The organism is Thiobacillus sp. SCN 63-57, assembly GCF_001725555.1.
GTDB lineage: Bacteria > Pseudomonadota > Gammaproteobacteria > Burkholderiales > Thiobacillaceae > Thiobacillus.
The window spans coordinates 31,135-47,105 of record NZ_MEGP01000009.1; the positions used below are offsets into that span (position 1 = coordinate 31,135).

A 15,971-nucleotide genomic window follows, 5' to 3' on the forward strand; every position below is an offset into this window, starting at 1 on the left:
TTTTCAGTTCAGTGCAGCCGCTGATGTAGCGATTGCAGGGAATACACTTTCAGTTCATTGCCGTGCTGCATACCCATGCAGGCGGCGCGCGCGCCGGCCAGCGTGGTGAAGTACACGACCCGACGCGCCAGCGCTTCGGCACGGATGGCGTAGGAATCCTTCACCGCCTTCTTGTCTTCGACCACGTTGACAATGAAATCGATGTCGCCGTTCTTGATCATGTCGACGATATGCGGGCGGCCTTCCTTGACCTTGTTGACGACCGCCACCGGGATGCCGGCCGACTCGATCGCCTGCGCCGTACCGCGGGTGGCGACCACGCTGAAGCCCAGGTCGTGCAGCATCTGTGCCACCTCGATCACGGCATCACGATCGCCCGAACGCACGCTGACAAACGCGCGCCCGCCCGGCTTGGGCAGTTCGGAGCTCGACGCCAGCTGCGACTTGACGAAGGCCTCGCCGAAATTGTCGCCCACCCCCATGACTTCGCCCGTCGATTTCATTTCCGGGCCGAGAATGGTGTCCACGCCGGGGAACTTGCGGAACGGAAACACTGCTTCCTTCACTGAGAAATACGGTGGGATGATTTCCTTCTCGAACGCCTGCGTTTTCAGCGAGATGCCCGCCATCGCACGCGCGGCGATCTTCGCCAGCGGCGCGCCGATCGCCTTGGACACATAAGGCACGGTACGCGAGGCACGCGGGTTCACCTCCAGCACATACACGACGTCGCCCTGGATCGCGAACTGGACGTTCATCAGACCGACCACTTTCAGTGCCTTCGCCATCGCCACCGTCTGCCGGCGCAACTCGTCCTGCACCTCCTGCGACAAGCTGTACGGCGGCAGCGAGCAGGCCGAATCACCCGAATGCACGCCAGCCTGCTCAATGTGCTGCATGATGCCGCCGATCACCACCTGCTCACCGTCGGACAGCGCGTCGACGTCGACCTCGATGGCGTCGTTGAGGAAGCGGTCGAGCAGCACCGGCGACTTGTTCGACACCTTGACCGCCTCGGTCATGTAGCGGCGCAGGTCGGCCTCCTCGCGCACGATCTCCATGGCGCGGCCGCCCAGCACATAGGAGGGACGCACCACCAGCGGGTAGCCGATTTCCTCGGCCATGCGGATCGCGCTGTCGGGATTGCGCGCGGTGCGGTTTGGCGGTTGCTTGAGGCCCAGATCATGCAACATCTGCTGGAAGCGCTCGCGGTCTTCGGCCGCATCGATCATGTCGGGGCTGGTGCCGATGATGGGCACGCCGTTGCGCTCCAGGTCGCGCGCCAGTTTCAGCGGCGTCTGCCCGCCGTATTGCACGATCACGCCGAAGGGCTTCTCGATGCGCACGATCTCCAACACGTCTTCCAGCGTCAGCGGCTCGAAGTACAGGCGGTCGGACGTGTCGTAGTCGGTCGACACGGTCTCCGGGTTGCAGTTGACCATGATGGTCTCGAACCCGTTCTCGCGCAGCGCCAGCGCGGCATGCACGCAGCAGTAGTCGAATTCGATGCCCTGACCGATACGGTTCGGCCCGCCACCCAGCACCATGATCTTTTTCGCGTCGGTCGGATGCGCCTCGCACTCTTCCTCGTAGGTCGAGTACATGTAGGCGGTCTGCGTGGCGAACTCGGCCGCACAGGTATCGACCCGCTTATACACCGGGTGCAGTGCCAGTTCGTGGCGGCGCGTGCGCACCGCATGCTGGTCGGTGTTCAGGAGTTTGGCCAGGCGACGGTCGGAGAAGCCGGCACGCTTCAACACGCGCAGTTCGTCGCGCCCAAGATCGCTCAGCGCCCGTCCGGCCAGGGAGATTTCCAGCTCGATCAACTCCTGGATCTGGTCGAGAAACCACGGGTCGATTTTCGATACGGCATGGATCTCCTCGAGAGTCATGCCGATACGGAACGCATCGCCCACGTACCAGATGCGCTCGGGGCCGGGCGACATCAACTCGGCTTCGATCTCGTCGCGGTCGGCAGTCTTGGGGTCGAAGCCGTCGACGCCGACTTCCAGCCCGCGCAGCGCCTTCTGCAGCGACTCCTGGAAGCCGCGGCCCATCGCCATCACTTCGCCCACCGATTTCATCTGCGTGGTCAGGCGATCGTCGGCCTGGGGGAATTTCTCGAACGCGAAGCGTGGCACCTTGGTGACGACATAGTCGATCGAAGGCTCGAACGACGCCGGAGTCGCGCCGCCGGTAATGTCGTTCTGCAGCTCGTCGAGCGTATAGCCGACCGCCAGCTTGGCCGCCACCTTGGCGATGGGGAAGCCGGTTGCCTTGGACGCCAGCGCGGATGAACGCGAGACGCGGGGATTCATCTCGATCACCACCATGCGACCGTCTTCCGGATTGATGGAGAACTGCACGTTGGAGCCGCCGGTGTCGACGCCGATCTCGCGCAGCACCGCAAGGCTGGCGTTGCGCATGATCTGGTATTCCTTGTCGGTCAGCGTCTGCGCTGGTGCCACGGTGATCGAGTCGCCGGTGTGCACGCCCATCGGATCGAAGTTCTCGATCGAGCAGACGATGATGCAGTTGTCCTTGCTGTCGCGCACCACCTCCATCTCGTATTCCTTCCAGCCGAGCAGCGATTCCTCGATCAACAGCTCGTGCGTGGGCGACGCTTCCAGGCCGCGCTCGCAGATGGCGACGAACTCTTCCTTGTTGTAGGCGATGCCGCCACCCGAACCGCCCATGGTGAACGACGGCCGGATGATGGTCGGAAAGCCGAGGGCCGCCTGCACCTGCAGCGCCTCTTCCATGCTGTGGGCGATCGACGAACGCGCTGAGCCGAGTCCCAGCTTGGTCATCGCGGCCTTGAATTTCTCGCGGTCTTCCGCCTTGTCGATGGCTTCCTTCGACGCGCCGATCATCTCGACGCCGTATTTCTCCAGCACGCCGTGCTTGGCCAGGTCGAGTGCGCAATTGAGCGCGGTCTGCCCGCCCATGGTCGGCAACAGCGCGTCGGGACGTTCCTGTTCGATGATTTTCTCGACCACCTGCCAGGAAATCGGCTCGATGTAGGTGACGTCGGCCATGTCCGGATCGGTCATGATCGTCGCCGGGTTGCTGTTGACGAGGATGACCTTGTAGCCTTCCTCGCGCAGCGCCTTGCACGCCTGCGCACCGGAATAATCGAATTCGCACGCCTGCCCGATGACGATGGGGCCGGCGCCGATGATGAGAATGCTTTTGAGGTCGGTACGCTTGGGCATGATCAGTGTGCTGCGGCGTGATCGGCCATCAGCTGGATAAATCGGTCGAACAGATAACTCATGTCGTGCGGTCCGGGGCTGGCTTCAGGGTGGCCCTGGAAACTGAACACGGGGGCATCGGTGCGGGCCAGGCCCTGCAGCGAGCCATCGAACAAGGAAACGTGGGTGCTGCGCAAGGTCGCCGGCAGGGTTGCCGCATCCACCGCGAAGCCATGGTTCTGGCTGGTGATCGCCACCCGGCCGCTGTCGAGATCCTTCACAGGGTGGTTGGCGCCGTGGTGGCCAAACTTCATCTTGACGGTCTTGGCGCCAGAAGCGAGCGCAAGCAATTGATGCCCCAGGCAGATGCCGAACGTGGGAATCTTCGCCGCCACCAGTTCGCCGATCGCCCGGATCGCGTAATCGCACGGCTCCGGATCGCCCGGGCCGTTGGAGAGGAAAATGCCGTCCGGCTTCAATGCCAGCGCTTCGGCAGCGGTGGCCGTGGCCGGCAGCACGGTGAGACGGCAGCCGCGCTCAGCCAGCATGCGCAGGATATTGCGCTTGACGCCGTAATCGAAAGCCACCACATGGAAACGCGGCGCGGCCTGCTGGCTGTAGCCGCGCCCCAGCTTCCATTCGGTCTCGTTCCATTCATAGGCTTTCGACACGCTCACCACCTTGGCCAGATCCATGCCAGCCAGGCCCGGGAAGGCCCGCGCGGCTTCGAGCGCCTTGGCTTCGTCCACCGTGCCTGCCATGACGCAGCCGTTTTGCGCCCCCTTTTCGCGCAGGACGCGGGTCAGCCGCCGCGTATCGATGTCGGCGATCGCCACGATGTTCTGGCTCTTGAGGTAGTCGGCCAGGGACTGGCCGGCGCGGAAATTCGAATGCAGGCGTGGCAGGTCGCGCACAACCAGACCTGCCGCATGAATGCGGTCCGACTCGACGTCCTCGGCATTGACACCGGTATTGCCGATATGCGGATAGGTCAGCGTCACGATCTGGCGCGAGTACGAGGGGTCAGTGAGAATTTCCTGATAGCCGGTCAATGCGGTGTTGAAGACCACTTCACCGGTTGTGATGCCGTCGGCGCCGATGGACAGGCCGCGAAATACCGAACCGTCAGCTAGAACAAGGATGGCGGGCTGGGCACGTGACAAGGAGGACTCCGCAAGACGAATGAGCGTGACGCAGGTAACAAAATTCAGGCGAGCCGCTTGCGCGAACCCGCCTGAACTTGAATGCCACGATTATAGTCGATTCGCGGCCTGGCTTCAATGCTTAAGCACGCTTTCCCGCGCGCCTGTCGCCCTGTTCAGGGCTGCAGATGATCCAGGCCGCCATCCATGTCGAGTTCGGTCAATTCGGTGAAGCCGCCGATGCAGGTGCCGTCGACGACAATCTGCGGCACGGTGCGCGCACCGTTGGTGACGACGGCGAATTCCTTCATCGCCTCGCGGTCGAGATCGATGCGGACTTCGTCGTAGCCGATACCGCGCTTGTCGAGAAAGGCCTTGGCCTTGACGCAGATGGGACAGGTACCGGTACTGTAGACCTTGACGGCATTCATGGTGCGTTCCTGATTAAAGCGGTTAATTCAGATTCAATACGTCGCGCATGTCGTACAGACCCGGCGCACGGCCCTGCAGCCACTTGGCAGCGCGCAGCGCCCCCTGGGCGAAGGTGGCGCGGCTACTGGCCTTGTGGGTGAGCTCGACGCGCTCGCCGATGCCGGCAAACAACAGCGTGTGATCGCCGACGATATCGCCGCCGCGCACGGTGGCAAAGCCGATGGTTCTGGGATCGCGTTCGCCGGTGACACCCTCGCGCCCGTAGACGGCGCAACTCGCCAGATCGCGGTCGATCGCCCGTGCAACCGCCTGCCCCAGGCCCAGTGCTGTACCGGAGGGCGCATCGACCTTGTGGCGATGATGCGCTTCGATGATCTCAATGTCGTAGCCGTCTTCGAGCACCTGGGCGGCGAGCTCGGCCAGCTTCATCAGAAGATTCACGCCCACGCTCATGTTGGGGGCGAACACGACGGGAATCCGCTGCGCCGCCGCCGCAATATACGCTTTTCCAACCTCATCGAAGCCGGTGGTACCGATGACCAGCGGCACGCCGGCCTCGACGCAGGCATCGAGATAGCCGAAGGTGGCCTCGGGGCGGGTGAAATCGATCAGCGCATGCATCCCGTGCAGGGCAGCGGCGGGCTGATCCGTCACCCGCACTCCGCTGGCCGCGCCCCAGGCGGCGCCCGCATCCTGTCCAACCAATGGACTGCCAGGACGGTCGATGGCCGCACCAAGCGTACAGCCGGGATCGGCCTCCACCGCTTCGAGCAGGGCACGCCCCATCCGTCCGGATACGCCGGCAAGGGCAATCCGCACGCTCACGGCTGTCCACCTTTCAGGGTCGACAGCACTTTTTCCTCCACGATCACCCAGCGGCCGTCGCGTTCGATCATGCGCAGCTGCTTGACGGTAGTGTCGTGATACGTGCCAGAGCGGTAGTACTGCTTGAAGTTCACCGTGGCGGCTCCCTCGCCGGTCCGCTCGACCGAGGGCGAATCGATTCTCACCTCGATGCGGCCCGTTCCGCTCAGCATCTTGCGCTTGCGTGCCTCCCAGGCAGCGCGGCTGCCACCCTCCGGAACGAAGCTGGCGTCATACGCCGCGAAGTAGGCTGCGCTGTCACGTTGCATCCAGGCATCGGCCCAGGCATGCACCGATTTCAGTACCGGATCGTCGCTGGCTGCCGCTGCATGAGGCTCGGGAAAAGGCGGCACGGCATCCGGCTTGATCTGCGACACGTCGGTTTCGGACTTCAGGCTCAGTTCGGGAACCGGACGGGGATCGACATAGGCCGGTGCATCCTTCGGGCTCGGCAACGGCGGCACGATGCTGGTTTCGGATGCCGACGGCTCGGGTTCGGATCGAGCTGCCTGTGCGGCAGGCGCCGCGACGGGCGCGGCGGCCACCCATGCAGGTGCGGTCGGTGCCTGGGCTGGCTGGGCTGGCTGGGCTGGCTGGGCTGGCTGGGCTGGCTGGGCTGGCTGAGCAACAACTGCTGCAGGCCGGGTTACGGGTTCTTCGGCTGACGCCACCGCAGCAGGGGCCGGCATCGCCGCAGGCATGGATACGGGCTGTCGCTCTGTCTCAACGGCCGGCGGGGCGGACTGTGTCGATGGTTCAGGCAAGTCGCCTTCGATGCGTGCCAGCGTATCGCCCTCGAAGATCAGGGTGATGTGCTTTTGCTCGGTCAGTTTTCCTGCCTTGTAATAGAGGTACACATAATCCCAGCGATCGGTACGGAACGGATCGACGACCAACGGCGTGCCGAGAAGAAAGCGGACTTGCGAACGATTCAGCCCTGTCTTCAGGCGGGCGACGTTTTCCTGATCGAGCGCATTACCCTGCTGCACATCGATGTGATGGGGACCGATGTGAAGGCTGGAACAGCCCGCAAGCAGGCTTAAAAGCAGAGCAGAAATCAGGAATTGACGCATAGCCAGGAAACCGGAAAGGTTTGGGCGGTTGGAAAAAAACGTATCATAACGTATTCGCGTTCCCGTTCTGGAGACACCATTGAGCAATCCGTCCGATCTCAAGAACATCGGTCTCAAGGCCACACTGCCCCGCCTGAAGATCCTCGATTTGTTCGAGCAGAGCAACAAGCGACACATGACGGCCGAGGAGGTGTATCGCCTGCTCTCCGATGAAGGCCAGGATATCGGCCTCGCCACCGTCTACCGCGTGCTGACCCAGTTCGAGCAGGCTGGCTTGCTGATGCGGCATCATTTCGACAGCGACAAGGCCGTGTTCGAACTCAACCAGGGCGATCACCACGACCACTTGGTCTGCCTGCAGTGCGGCAAAGTCGAAGAGTTCTACGACAGCGAAATCGAAAAACGCCAAACCCGCATCGCCAAGGAACGGGGATTTGCCATCCACGACCATTCACTGCAGATCTACGCCGACTGCCTCAAGGAAAACTGCCCCAACCGCAAACCGACCGAGTCGCGTCACCGGACATAGGGTTGGACCGCCGCACACAGCTCGGCTACGCCTTCGATCAGGCGCGGCGTGAGACGATGAAGGCGGTCCGCATCCACCCGTACGAAAGCCTGGTTTCTCACGGCAGGCAGGCGCGTGAAACGCTGCCACACACGGCGCATGTCGGGTGCATCGGTGCCGCCCACGATCAGCGCCGGCGCGCGCTGCAGCACGGCTTCGCGCGACACCACAGGCGACAATGCCTGCAGGTCGGCAAACACGTTGCGTGCACCGCATAGCGCCAGCGCGTCGGTGATCCAGTGCGTACCTCCCACCGTCATCAGCGGACGGTCCCATACCTGATAGAACACGCCAACCGGCGGCTTCTGGCCGGGTCGGACCCGCAGCGCCGCCAGCTGTGCCGAATAATCCCGTGCTGCCGCCTCCCCTTCCCCGGCATGGCCGCTCACCTGGCCGATCAGGCGCAACAGGCGTGCCACGTCATCGAGCCGGGCCGCCTGAGTCTGCAATACAGGGATGTCCATCTGTTTCAGGCGATGAATGTCTGCCGCCCGGTTGCCGCCCACCCAGACAACGACCAGATCGGGCTTCAGCGCCAGGATGCGCTCGAAGTTGATGCGGCTGAAATCGCCGACACGCGGCAGTGACTGTGTAGCTTTCGGATAATCGCTGGCAGCATCCACGCCCACCACCTGCGATCCGGCGCCCACGGCAAACAGCAGCTCGGTGAGATGCGGCGCCAGCGAGACGATACGCTGGGGCGGCCGGCTGAATTCAAGTGTCTGCCCGGCATCGTCGTGCAGGCGAAGGGTTGTGGCCTGTGCGGACGCGGCTATCAGCAGGCACAGAGCAATGAAGCCGCGACGGATCACCGTGGGGCGAGACTGCCGCCGTGAAAGACCAGGCTCGCGCGATCGCCGTCGAAACGCAGACGGGTCAGCCCGGCATTCGCCACTTCGATGCGGTAGGCATGCGCCAGCGGCACATGCAGCGCCCAGGCAAATGCCATCCGGATCACCCCGGCGTGTCCGACCAGCAGCACATGCCCATCGGGATGTCGGGCCAGAATGGCGTCCAGTGCCGCAGCCACCCGGCCATGAAATTCGGCCAGCGGTTCCGCTCCTTCCGGGCGCGCATTCACGGGATCATGCTTGAAGCGCGCCACGGCACCGGGTGCATCCTGCTCGATCTCGGCAGCGGACCGCCCCTCCCATACGCCGAACCCGACTTCCGCCAGCCGTTCGTCCAACGTCAGCAATAGGCCATGGCGGTCGGCCAGGATTTCGGCGAAGGCACGACAGCGCTGCAAGGGCGACGACACGATGCGGGTCCAGGGCGCAGTGTCGCCCACGGCCGCATGCATCTGCGCCCAGCCTTTCTCCGACAGTGGATCATCGATCTGCCCGCGATATTTGCGGCCGCCGACAGGTTCGCCGTGACGCAGCAAATCCAGTGTGGTGGTCACGCCAGCAGCACCAGATTGTCGCGATGGATCATTTCCGGCTCGTCCATATAACCCAACTCGGCCTCGATCGCGCTGCTTGGCTTACCGGCAATACGGCGCGCTTCGCTGGCGCTGTAATTGGTCAGGCCGCGTGCGATTTCGTGGCCGTCCATATCGACGATCGCCACCACCTCGCCGCGCTCGAATTCGCCGGTGATCCCTTTCACGCCGACCGGCAACAGGCTCTTGCCGTCTTCGCGCAGCGCGCGCACCGCGCCGTCGTCGAGCACCACACCGCCGCGCAGCTGCAGATGATCGGCCAGCCACTGCCGCCGCGCGGCAAGCGGCGCCTGCCGCGCCACCAACTGGCTGCCAATCGCTTCCCCTTCTGCCAGTCGTAGCAGCACGCCCTCCTCGCGCCCGCTGCAGATCACCGTATGCGCGCCGCTGCGCGCCGCGCGCTTGGCGGCAAGGATCTTGGTCAGCATGCCGCCGGTACCGACGCTGCTGCCCGCCCCACCCGCCATGCGCTCGAGATCGGGATCGCCGGCGTGGGCATCCATCACCAGCGTGGCGTCGGGATGCTTGCGCGGGTCGGCGGTATAGAGCCCGGGCTGATCGGTGAGGATGACGAGGCAGTCGGCTTCGATCAGATTGGTCACCAGCGCGCCGAGCGTGTCGTTGTCGCCGAGGCGGATTTCGTCGGTGGCGACGGTGTCGTTCTCGTTGATGATCGGCACTACTCTCAATTCCAGCAAGGTCCGCAAGGTCGAGCGTGCATTGAGGTAGCGCGTGCGGTCGGCCAGATCTTCATGGGTGAGCAACACCTGGGCCGCGTGAAGATCGTGCGTGCGAAAGATCGATTCGTATGCCTGCACCAGCCCCATCTGCCCCACGGCGGCGGCGGCCTGCAATTCGTTGACGGCCTTCGGGCGCTTCTTCCAGCCCAGTCGCGCGATACCCTCGGCAATCGCGCCCGAGGACACCAGCACCACTTCCTTGCCCTGCGCGGTCAGCGCGGCAATCTGCTCGGCCCAGCGCGACAGCGCGGCGTGGTCGAGACCACGTCCTTCGGCAGTGACCAGGCTGGAACCGACCTTGACGACGATGCGCCGCGCGTGTTTCACCACGGACTGCATCAGTAGCTCCTGCGCCGCAGTCTTTCCACAGCCTCCTTGGCATTGCGGACATTGATGCCGTCGGGGCAGAAATAATCCTCGTACAGAGCCTTGTGATACGACAGCAACGAACGCACCCGGATGCTTTCCCATTGGGCGTTGCGCGCCTTCGACCAGCTACCGTCGGCGTGGCCATAGGCATACAGGCGGCGCTCGCCGGTTTCGCAGCGCAGTCCTTCGTACGAAACGTTCTTCGCCCCACCGGCCGCTTCGATCACCACGGTGTAGCGCACCACCTTGTCGGAGCCGACACTGATCGAATCGGCGTCGATAAAGAATTTGTTGCGGGTCGCAGACGACACATCGAACGGTATGAGTTTGTCGGGCTTGGGATAGGGCGGCAACTGGGCCGCCACTTCGACCCAGGGTTTGTCCTGATCGAACTCATGATCGAAATCCAGCCATTCGGCATGGACGGCAAACGGCAGGCACAGGAGCAGAGCAAGCAGGATTTTCATGCCCGGCATTTTATTGCTTCGACAGCGGGATGTCTTCAAGAAAGATGCCCGTCGTCGCGGCAATGCGCAGGATAGACTCGGGATCAAACGAGCGGCTTGCGGATCCGTTCGGGTGCGGCATAGCCGCACCGGCCCAAGGCGATGACCAGCGCCGGCACCTCGCCTGCCGGCAGGCCAACGGCAGTTGCCAGCGTGGATGCATCATACCCGCCGATCGGGCAGCTTCCGAGCCCCATGTGCGCCGCCTGCAACAGCATCTGCGCAGCCGCAAAATTGCACTGCCCCTGTGCCCACTCCGCCATGGATTCGCCACGGTAGAGCGACCGATAGGCGGAGTAAATCGGTTCGGCATCCTGGCCCCGGGCTTCCGCTGTAAAACGCGCCCGTACATAGTCCGAATCCGGTTCGAGCGCTGCAACCAGCGCCACGATCACGACCAGTGCCGCGGCCGTCGTCGCTGCAGGCTGGCCATGGCAGGCCTGCGCAACCGCAGCCCGGCCTGCCGCGTCAGTCACGACGATGAAGCGCCATGGCTCCAGTCCGAATGCCGAGGGCGCCAGCCGGCCCGCTTCCAGCACCCAGGCCAGTTCGTCCGCCGAGACAGGTTTGCCCTCGGCAAACTCGTGGCAGGCGTAACGCTGTTGAATCGCATCGTTGAGCATATTCGGCATCGGGGCACCTCCATGGCAATCATGCTTAACCATAGTCCATGGGACGCGCATCCCCGGACCGCGAATGAACAGGCTTGCATGGCCGGCATGCGTATGCTTCCGGGAATAGTCGGTCCGCACTGGGATACAATCCGGCACACTTCAATCGCTCCTCGCGAAGCATCGAGATGTTACCTCCCGCACTCAAACGTTACGCCTGGCTCTCCATCGCCGCAGCCCTCGCCACCATCGTGCTCAAGGGCATGGCCTGGTGGCTCACCGGTTCAGTCGGCCTGCTCTCCGACGCGCTCGAGTCCTTCGTCAACCTGGCAGGCGCGATGATGGCGCTCGCCATGCTGTCGCTGGCTTCCCAGCCTGCCGACGATAATCATGCGCACGGGCACGGCAAGGCGGAATATTTCTCCAGCGCATTCGAGGGCTTTCTCATTCTCCTTGCCGCAGTCGGCATCGCGTACGCTGCCCTCGAGCGGCTGTTCAATCCACAGCCACTCGAGACGGTCGGGATCGGTCTCGGGGTATCGGTGGCCGCGTCGATCATCAACTTTGCCACCGCGCGCATCCTCATGGGCGTCGGCCGCAAATACAAATCCATCACGCTGGAGGCCGACGCGCATCACCTGCTCACTGACGTCTGGACCTCCGTGGGCGTCATTGCGGGCGTCGGCCTGGTGTGGGCGACCGGCTGGCTGTGGCTCGATGCCGTGATCGCCCTGCTGGTCGCGCTCAACATCGTGTGGACCGGCTGGCAGCTGCTGCAGCGCTCGGCGGCAGGCCTGATGGATGTCTCGCTGCCGGAGGAAGAGGTCCGGACGATCGAGGGCATTCTGGATCGCTACCGTCGGGAAGGAATGGAATTCCATGCCCTGCGCACGCGCCAGGCCGGCACCCGCGCCTTCGTCTCCTTCCATCTGCTGGTGCCGGGTGCCTGGACCGTCCAGCACGGCCACGACTGGTCGGAACGCATCGAGGCCGACATCCGCGCCGCGATCGAGCACGCCCACATCACCACCCATCTCGAACCGAAGGAAGATCCGGTTTCCCTGGCCGACCAGGACCTGGATCGCTGATCGTCCAGCACGCGCTGCAACGGCGGTTACGCAGCGGGCTTCCATCGCCAGGCCCGGTATGCCCAGCCATACGCCGCCAGGTTGACCAGCACCACCAGCCCACCCAACGCCTGCTGCAACGGGACGCTCAGGTGTTCAGGATAAAGGACCGGCAACAGGTAGCGTTCGACGAAATCGCCGCCATAGGGTGTTCCCCCGCCGAGCGTGCGCAAATGATTTTCAATCGGCGTCAGCGGGCAGATCCCACCGCTCAACTCGATGTAGGCGCCCCAGGCGACGGCAGGTAGCTGCAGCGCGAGCAACCGGGGCCAGCGCGCGAGCAGGAACCCGCCCGCCATGACGAAGGCAACGAACAGCAGGTGCGCCAGCACCAGCACATCGGCAAGGATCAGGGCCAGTCCGTCTTCCATACGCTTGTGCTCCCCTGCCTCAGGCGCGCGCCCTCCCGACGCGCTTTGCCCTCGCCCACTTGAACCATTCGAACCAGGCGACGCCAGCCGCACTGGCAGCGAAAGCGAGCAGCACGTCGCCCGCGTGCAGGTACGCAAAGCCGAACATGTTGCGCAAGCCGGGCACATAGAGCACGCAGGCCAGGAAGCCAAGGGTACCGCCGACGACCTTCCACAAGGCCGTATTGCGGATGCGCAGCGAGGCCAGCAGCGTGCTCGACCAGGAGCGGTTGATCAGGATCAGCCCCAGGTTGCCGATCACCAGCGTGGTGAACGTCAGCGCACGCGCCTCGTCGATGCCCAGGCCGCGCTGCAGCGAGAGGGCATACACCGCGGCCACGGCAAGAAATACCGTCGCGCCCTGCAGCAGCGACAGCAGGAGCGTGCGCAGGCTGAACAGCGGCGCATCGGGGCGCCGCGGCGGTCGTTCCATGGCCCCCGCCTCTTCCGGCTCGGCTTCGAACACGATCGAACATGCGGGATCGATGATGAGCTCGAGGAAGACGATATGCACCGGCGCGAGCACAAGCGGCATGCCGAACAGCAGCGGCAGCAGCGCCATGCCGGCGATCGGCACGTGCACCGCAAGGATGTAGGCCATCGCCTTGTGCAGATTGTCGAAGATGCGTCGGCCGAGCCGGATGGCATCGACGATGGTCGCGAAGTCGTCGTCCAGCAGGACCAGCGAGGAGGCCTCGCGCGCGACATCGGTGCCGCGCCCGCCCATGGCAATGCCGATGTGTGCGGCCTTCAGCGCCGGCGCATCGTTGACGCCGTCGCCGGTCATCGCCACCACCTCGCCGTTGGCCTTGAAGGCCTGCACCAGGCGCAGCTTCTGTTCCGGCGCCACGCGCGCGAATACCCGGGCAGAGCGGAGACGCTGCCGCAACACCGCATCATCGAGCGCGTCGATCTCGGGTCCGGTGAGGATGCCGCCGTCGAGATCGATCCCGGCCGCGCGTGCGACCGCTTCGGCCGTGCCGGGGTAATCGCCCGTGATCATCGCCACCCGCATCCCGGCACGGCGTGCCACGCGGATCGCTTCCGGCACGCGCGGCCGCACTGGGTCAGCCAGCGCGATCATGCCGAGAAAGGCGAAGGGAAAATCGTGCTGTTGCGGCGGCCAGGCTGTCCCCGCGAATGTCGCGCGGGCGATGGCCAGGACGCGCAGCCCCTGCAGCGCCAGTCGATCGGCCTCTGCCACGATGGCTGCGGTTTCCGCAGCGGACAGATGGCACAGATCGGCGATGGCTTCAGGTGCCCCTTTGGCGGCGACCACGTATTCGTCGCGGTGGGTCGCCTGCCAGCCGTGCGACATGGCCAGCATGTCGCGGCTCAGCGGATAGTGCTGGATCAGCATCCAGTCGTCGTGCAGGTGCTCGGTCCCCGCCAGATAATGGTCGGCGAGCCGGCGGAAGGCCTTCTCCATCGGGTCGAACGGATCGACCATGCTGGCCAGCACGCTGAACTCGACGAGCTCGTGGAAGGCCTCCGGAAGCGAATTCTCATGGTCGTAATCGACCGCATAGCGTGCGTCGCGCGTCACCAGCTGCGTCACCGTCATGCGGTTCTCGGTGATGGTGCCGGTCTTGTCCACACACAGCACGGTGGCGGCACCCAGCGTCTCGAGTGCCGGGATGCGCCGCGTCAGCACGTTGCTGCGCGATATTCGCCACGCCCCCAGCGCCAGGAAGACCGTGAGCACCACCAGAAACTCCTGCGGCAGCAGCGAAATCGCCAGCGTGATGCCGGCAAGCAGGGCGTCGAGCCAGGCGCCGCGCGTGAGTCCGTACAGCACGACGACCACGCTGCACAAAAGGATGCCAAGCAGTGCGAAAACCCACATCATGCGGCGCACCTGGCTCTGCATGGGGCTCGGTTCGGGGCGCAGGGCCTGCAGCGACTTGCCGATCCGGCCGATTTCGGTCCGTGGCCCGGTCGCCGTCACACGGGCAATGCCCTGCCCCTGCACGACCAGAGTGCCGGAATACACCACCGGCAAATCGTCTCCGCCCGGGCGCGCCATGACTGCCTGCCTTTCTCCTGCCGTCTTTCGCACCGGCGCCGCTTCGCCCGTCAGCAGCGATTCGTCCGCCTGCAAGCCATTGCACATCAGCAGGCACGCATCCGCGGGCACGCGGTCGCCTTCCGCAAGAAACACGATATCGTCGCGCACCACCTCGCTGCCAGCGATGCGCTGCTTCTCGCCATCGCGCAGCACCAGCGCGCGCGGGCTGGTCAGGTCGCGCAGGGCCTGCAGGACACGTTCGGTCTTGTGGGACTGATAGAGCGTGATGCCCATCACCACGCACACGAAAAACAGCAGCATCAGGGCTTCGTGCAGGTCACCCAGCACAAAGTAGATCGCCGCTGCAGCCAAGAGCAGCAGAAACATCGGCTCCCGGATCACGTCCAGCACGACGGCGGCCGTACCGCGGGGGCCACTGGCCGGCAAGGCGTTCGAACCCTCGGCGGCCAGGCGCTCGGCGGCCTCGGCAGACGTCAAGCCCTGGATGGCAGACGGCTCGCCGGGCGGCGTGAATTCGCGTTTGCTCACCCGCTCAACCTGCTGTCAATGCCCCGTCATCGTCGCCCTGGCCTGCACCAGCCGGCCCGCTTCGTAATCGGCAAACGCCTGCTTGATCTCGTCGCGGGTATTCATGACGAATGGACCGTACTGCACCACGGGCTCGCCGATCGGCCGGCCTGCCACCAGAATGAAGCGGGCGCCGGACGACCCCGCTTCGATGTCCATCGTGTCACCCGGCCCCAGCACCGCCAGGTTGTGGGTCGCCAGCGCCTCGCCGGCCAGGCGGGCGCCGCCTTCGAAGACATAGACGAAGGCGTTGTGCGTGTCGCTCAGCGGCACGCTGAAACGCGCGCCAGCCTGCAGGCTCACGTCGAGATAGCGGACGTCGGTGGCCGGATCCTCGATGACGCCGCGCGTGTCGCCCAGTTCTCCGGCCAGCACCCGCACCCGCGCGCCATCGAGGCGCACTTCCGGAATGGCCGCCGCGGAAAACTCCTGATAGGCCGGCGCCGACATCTTGTCCCGGGCCGGCAGGTTGATCCAGAGCTGGAAGCCCCGCATCAGCCCATTGGTCTGCTGCGGCATCTCCGAATGGATGACGCCGCTCGCCGCCTTCATCCACTGGATGCCGCCGGCCTTGAGGTCGCCGCGGTTGCCCATGCTGTCGCGGTGCTCCATATGGCCGTCGAGCATGTAGGTGAAGGTGATGAAGCCGCGGTGCGGATGCTCCGGAAAACCGGCGATGTATTCGTCCGGATTGTCGCTGCCGAAGTGATCCAGCATCAGGAAAGGATCCAGGTTGCGCAGCGCCGGCGTGCCGATGCTGCGATGGACCGTGACCCCCGCCCCTTCGGTGACCTCGTAGGCGGGGACGAGCTGGCGGATGCGGCGCAGGTTCATGGTGGCTCCTTGTCGATATGCGCATCCATGATGCGCCCGGATGCCCCCCGATTTCAAACTG

The 15,971-nt window shown here is 64.5% G+C and carries 15 protein-coding genes; 2 read left to right on the forward strand and 13 right to left on the reverse strand.

From position 1 onward, the window contains the following. Positions 1-8: 8 nt before the first annotated feature. From carB to bamE, 5 genes are all read right to left on the reverse strand, one after another. Entirely contained in the window at positions 9-3,215 is a 3,207-nt protein-coding gene (gene carB, locus ABT23_RS04325) for a carbamoyl-phosphate synthase large subunit (RefSeq protein ID WP_296631685.1), read from the reverse strand. Between the two features lie 2 nt (positions 3,216-3,217). After that, complete coding sequence (gene carA, locus ABT23_RS04330; RefSeq protein WP_296631688.1) at positions 3,218-4,357, reverse strand: glutamine-hydrolyzing carbamoyl-phosphate synthase small subunit; 1,140 nt, start codon at positions 4,355-4,357, stop codon at positions 3,218-3,220. Positions 4,358-4,512: 155 nt separating this feature from the next. Then, positions 4,513-4,767: a glutaredoxin domain-containing protein gene (locus ABT23_RS04335; RefSeq protein WP_296631690.1), complete on the reverse strand. Its 255-nt coding sequence runs from the start codon at positions 4,765-4,767 to the stop codon at positions 4,513-4,515. 22 nt (positions 4,768-4,789) lie between these two features. Next, a complete protein-coding gene (gene dapB, locus ABT23_RS04340) occupies positions 4,790-5,593 on the reverse strand; it encodes a 4-hydroxy-tetrahydrodipicolinate reductase (protein WP_296631693.1) in 804 nt (267 codons plus the stop codon). Then, positions 5,590-6,705, reverse strand: a complete 1,116-nt coding sequence (gene bamE, locus ABT23_RS04345) for an outer membrane protein assembly factor BamE (RefSeq protein WP_296631696.1) — start codon at positions 6,703-6,705, stop codon at positions 5,590-5,592. Before bamE ends, dapB begins: the two co-directional genes overlap by 4 nt. A gap of 79 nt (positions 6,706-6,784) precedes the next feature. Here bamE and fur point away from each other — a divergent pair, with 79 nt between their 5' ends. Next, the gene (fur, locus tag ABT23_RS04350; RefSeq protein ID WP_018508299.1) at positions 6,785-7,234 is read left to right on the forward strand and encodes a ferric iron uptake transcriptional regulator; all 450 of its coding nucleotides are present in this window, start codon (positions 6,785-6,787) and stop codon (positions 7,232-7,234) included. Here the strand turns inward: fur and ABT23_RS04355 are convergent. The 5 genes from ABT23_RS04355 to ABT23_RS04375 all read right to left on the reverse strand — a co-directional run bounded on the left by ABT23_RS04355 (position 7,222) and on the right by ABT23_RS04375 (position 10,964). Continuing rightward, positions 7,222-8,085: a cobalamin-binding protein gene (locus tag ABT23_RS04355; protein ID WP_296631699.1), complete on the reverse strand. Its 864-nt coding sequence runs from the start codon at positions 8,083-8,085 to the stop codon at positions 7,222-7,224. The genes fur and ABT23_RS04355 overlap by 13 nt on opposite strands. Further along, on the reverse strand, positions 8,082-8,678 hold the full coding sequence (locus ABT23_RS04360) for a histidine phosphatase family protein (protein WP_296631701.1): 597 nt from the start codon (positions 8,676-8,678) through the stop codon (positions 8,082-8,084). The genes ABT23_RS04355 and ABT23_RS04360 overlap by 4 nt, the downstream gene beginning before the upstream one ends. Then, positions 8,675-9,796, reverse strand: a complete 1,122-nt coding sequence (gene proB, locus ABT23_RS04365) for a glutamate 5-kinase (protein WP_296631704.1) — start codon at positions 9,794-9,796, stop codon at positions 8,675-8,677. The genes ABT23_RS04360 and proB overlap by 4 nt, the downstream gene beginning before the upstream one ends. Beyond that, positions 9,796-10,293: a CNP1-like family protein gene (locus ABT23_RS04370; protein ID WP_296631706.1), complete on the reverse strand. Its 498-nt coding sequence runs from the start codon at positions 10,291-10,293 to the stop codon at positions 9,796-9,798. Before ABT23_RS04370 ends, proB begins: the two co-directional genes overlap by 1 nt. 83 nt (positions 10,294-10,376) lie before the next feature. After that, on the reverse strand, positions 10,377-10,964 hold the full coding sequence (locus tag ABT23_RS04375; protein ID WP_296631709.1) for a nitroreductase family protein: 588 nt from the start codon (positions 10,962-10,964) through the stop codon (positions 10,377-10,379). A gap of 167 nt (positions 10,965-11,131) precedes the next feature. Here ABT23_RS04375 and ABT23_RS04380 point away from each other — a divergent pair, with 167 nt between their 5' ends. Then, positions 11,132-12,031, forward strand: a complete 900-nt coding sequence (locus ABT23_RS04380) for a cation diffusion facilitator family transporter (RefSeq protein ID WP_296631711.1) — start codon at positions 11,132-11,134, stop codon at positions 12,029-12,031. A gap of 26 nt (positions 12,032-12,057) precedes the next feature. Here ABT23_RS04380 and ABT23_RS04385 read toward each other — a convergent pair whose 3' ends face one another. The 3 genes from ABT23_RS04385 to ABT23_RS04395 are packed head-to-tail and all read right to left on the reverse strand — an operon-like array spanning position 12,058 to position 15,910. Continuing rightward, the gene (locus ABT23_RS04385) at positions 12,058-12,441 is read right to left on the reverse strand and encodes a DUF2784 domain-containing protein (RefSeq protein ID WP_296631714.1); all 384 of its coding nucleotides are present in this window, start codon (positions 12,439-12,441) and stop codon (positions 12,058-12,060) included. A gap of 19 nt (positions 12,442-12,460) precedes the next feature. Further along, entirely contained in the window at positions 12,461-15,037 is a 2,577-nt protein-coding gene (locus ABT23_RS04390) for a cation-translocating P-type ATPase (RefSeq protein ID WP_296631715.1), read from the reverse strand. Between the two features lie 15 nt (positions 15,038-15,052). Then, positions 15,053-15,910, reverse strand: a complete 858-nt coding sequence (locus ABT23_RS04395; protein ID WP_296631718.1) for a pirin family protein — start codon at positions 15,908-15,910, stop codon at positions 15,053-15,055. Positions 15,911-15,971: the final 61 nt, after the last annotated feature.

Bases quoted from the DNA above. Each gene is read 5' to 3' on its own strand.
- ABT23_RS04385 (WP_296631714.1), bottom strand. From the start codon at position 12,441: ATGGAAGACGGACTGGCCCTGATCCTTGCCGATGTGCTGGTGCTGGCG.
- ABT23_RS04370 (WP_296631706.1), bottom strand. From the start codon at position 10,293: ATGAAAATCCTGCTTGCTCTGCTCCTGTGCCTGCCGTTTGCCGTCCAT.
- ABT23_RS04335 (WP_296631690.1), bottom strand. From the start codon at position 4,767: ATGAATGCCGTCAAGGTCTACAGTACCGGTACCTGTCCCATCTGCGTC.
- ABT23_RS04380 (WP_296631711.1), top strand. From the start codon at position 11,132: ATGTTACCTCCCGCACTCAAACGTTACGCCTGGCTCTCCATCGCCGCA.
- carB (WP_296631685.1), bottom strand. From the start codon at position 3,215: ATGCCCAAGCGTACCGACCTCAAAAGCATTCTCATCATCGGCGCCGGC.
- ABT23_RS04375 (WP_296631709.1), bottom strand. From the start codon at position 10,964: ATGCCGAATATGCTCAACGATGCGATTCAACAGCGTTACGCCTGCCAC.
- proB (WP_296631704.1), bottom strand. From the start codon at position 9,796: ATGCAGTCCGTGGTGAAACACGCGCGGCGCATCGTCGTCAAGGTCGGT.
- bamE (WP_296631696.1), bottom strand. From the start codon at position 6,705: ATGCGTCAATTCCTGATTTCTGCTCTGCTTTTAAGCCTGCTTGCGGGC.
- ABT23_RS04395 (WP_296631718.1), bottom strand. From the start codon at position 15,910: ATGAACCTGCGCCGCATCCGCCAGCTCGTCCCCGCCTACGAGGTCACC.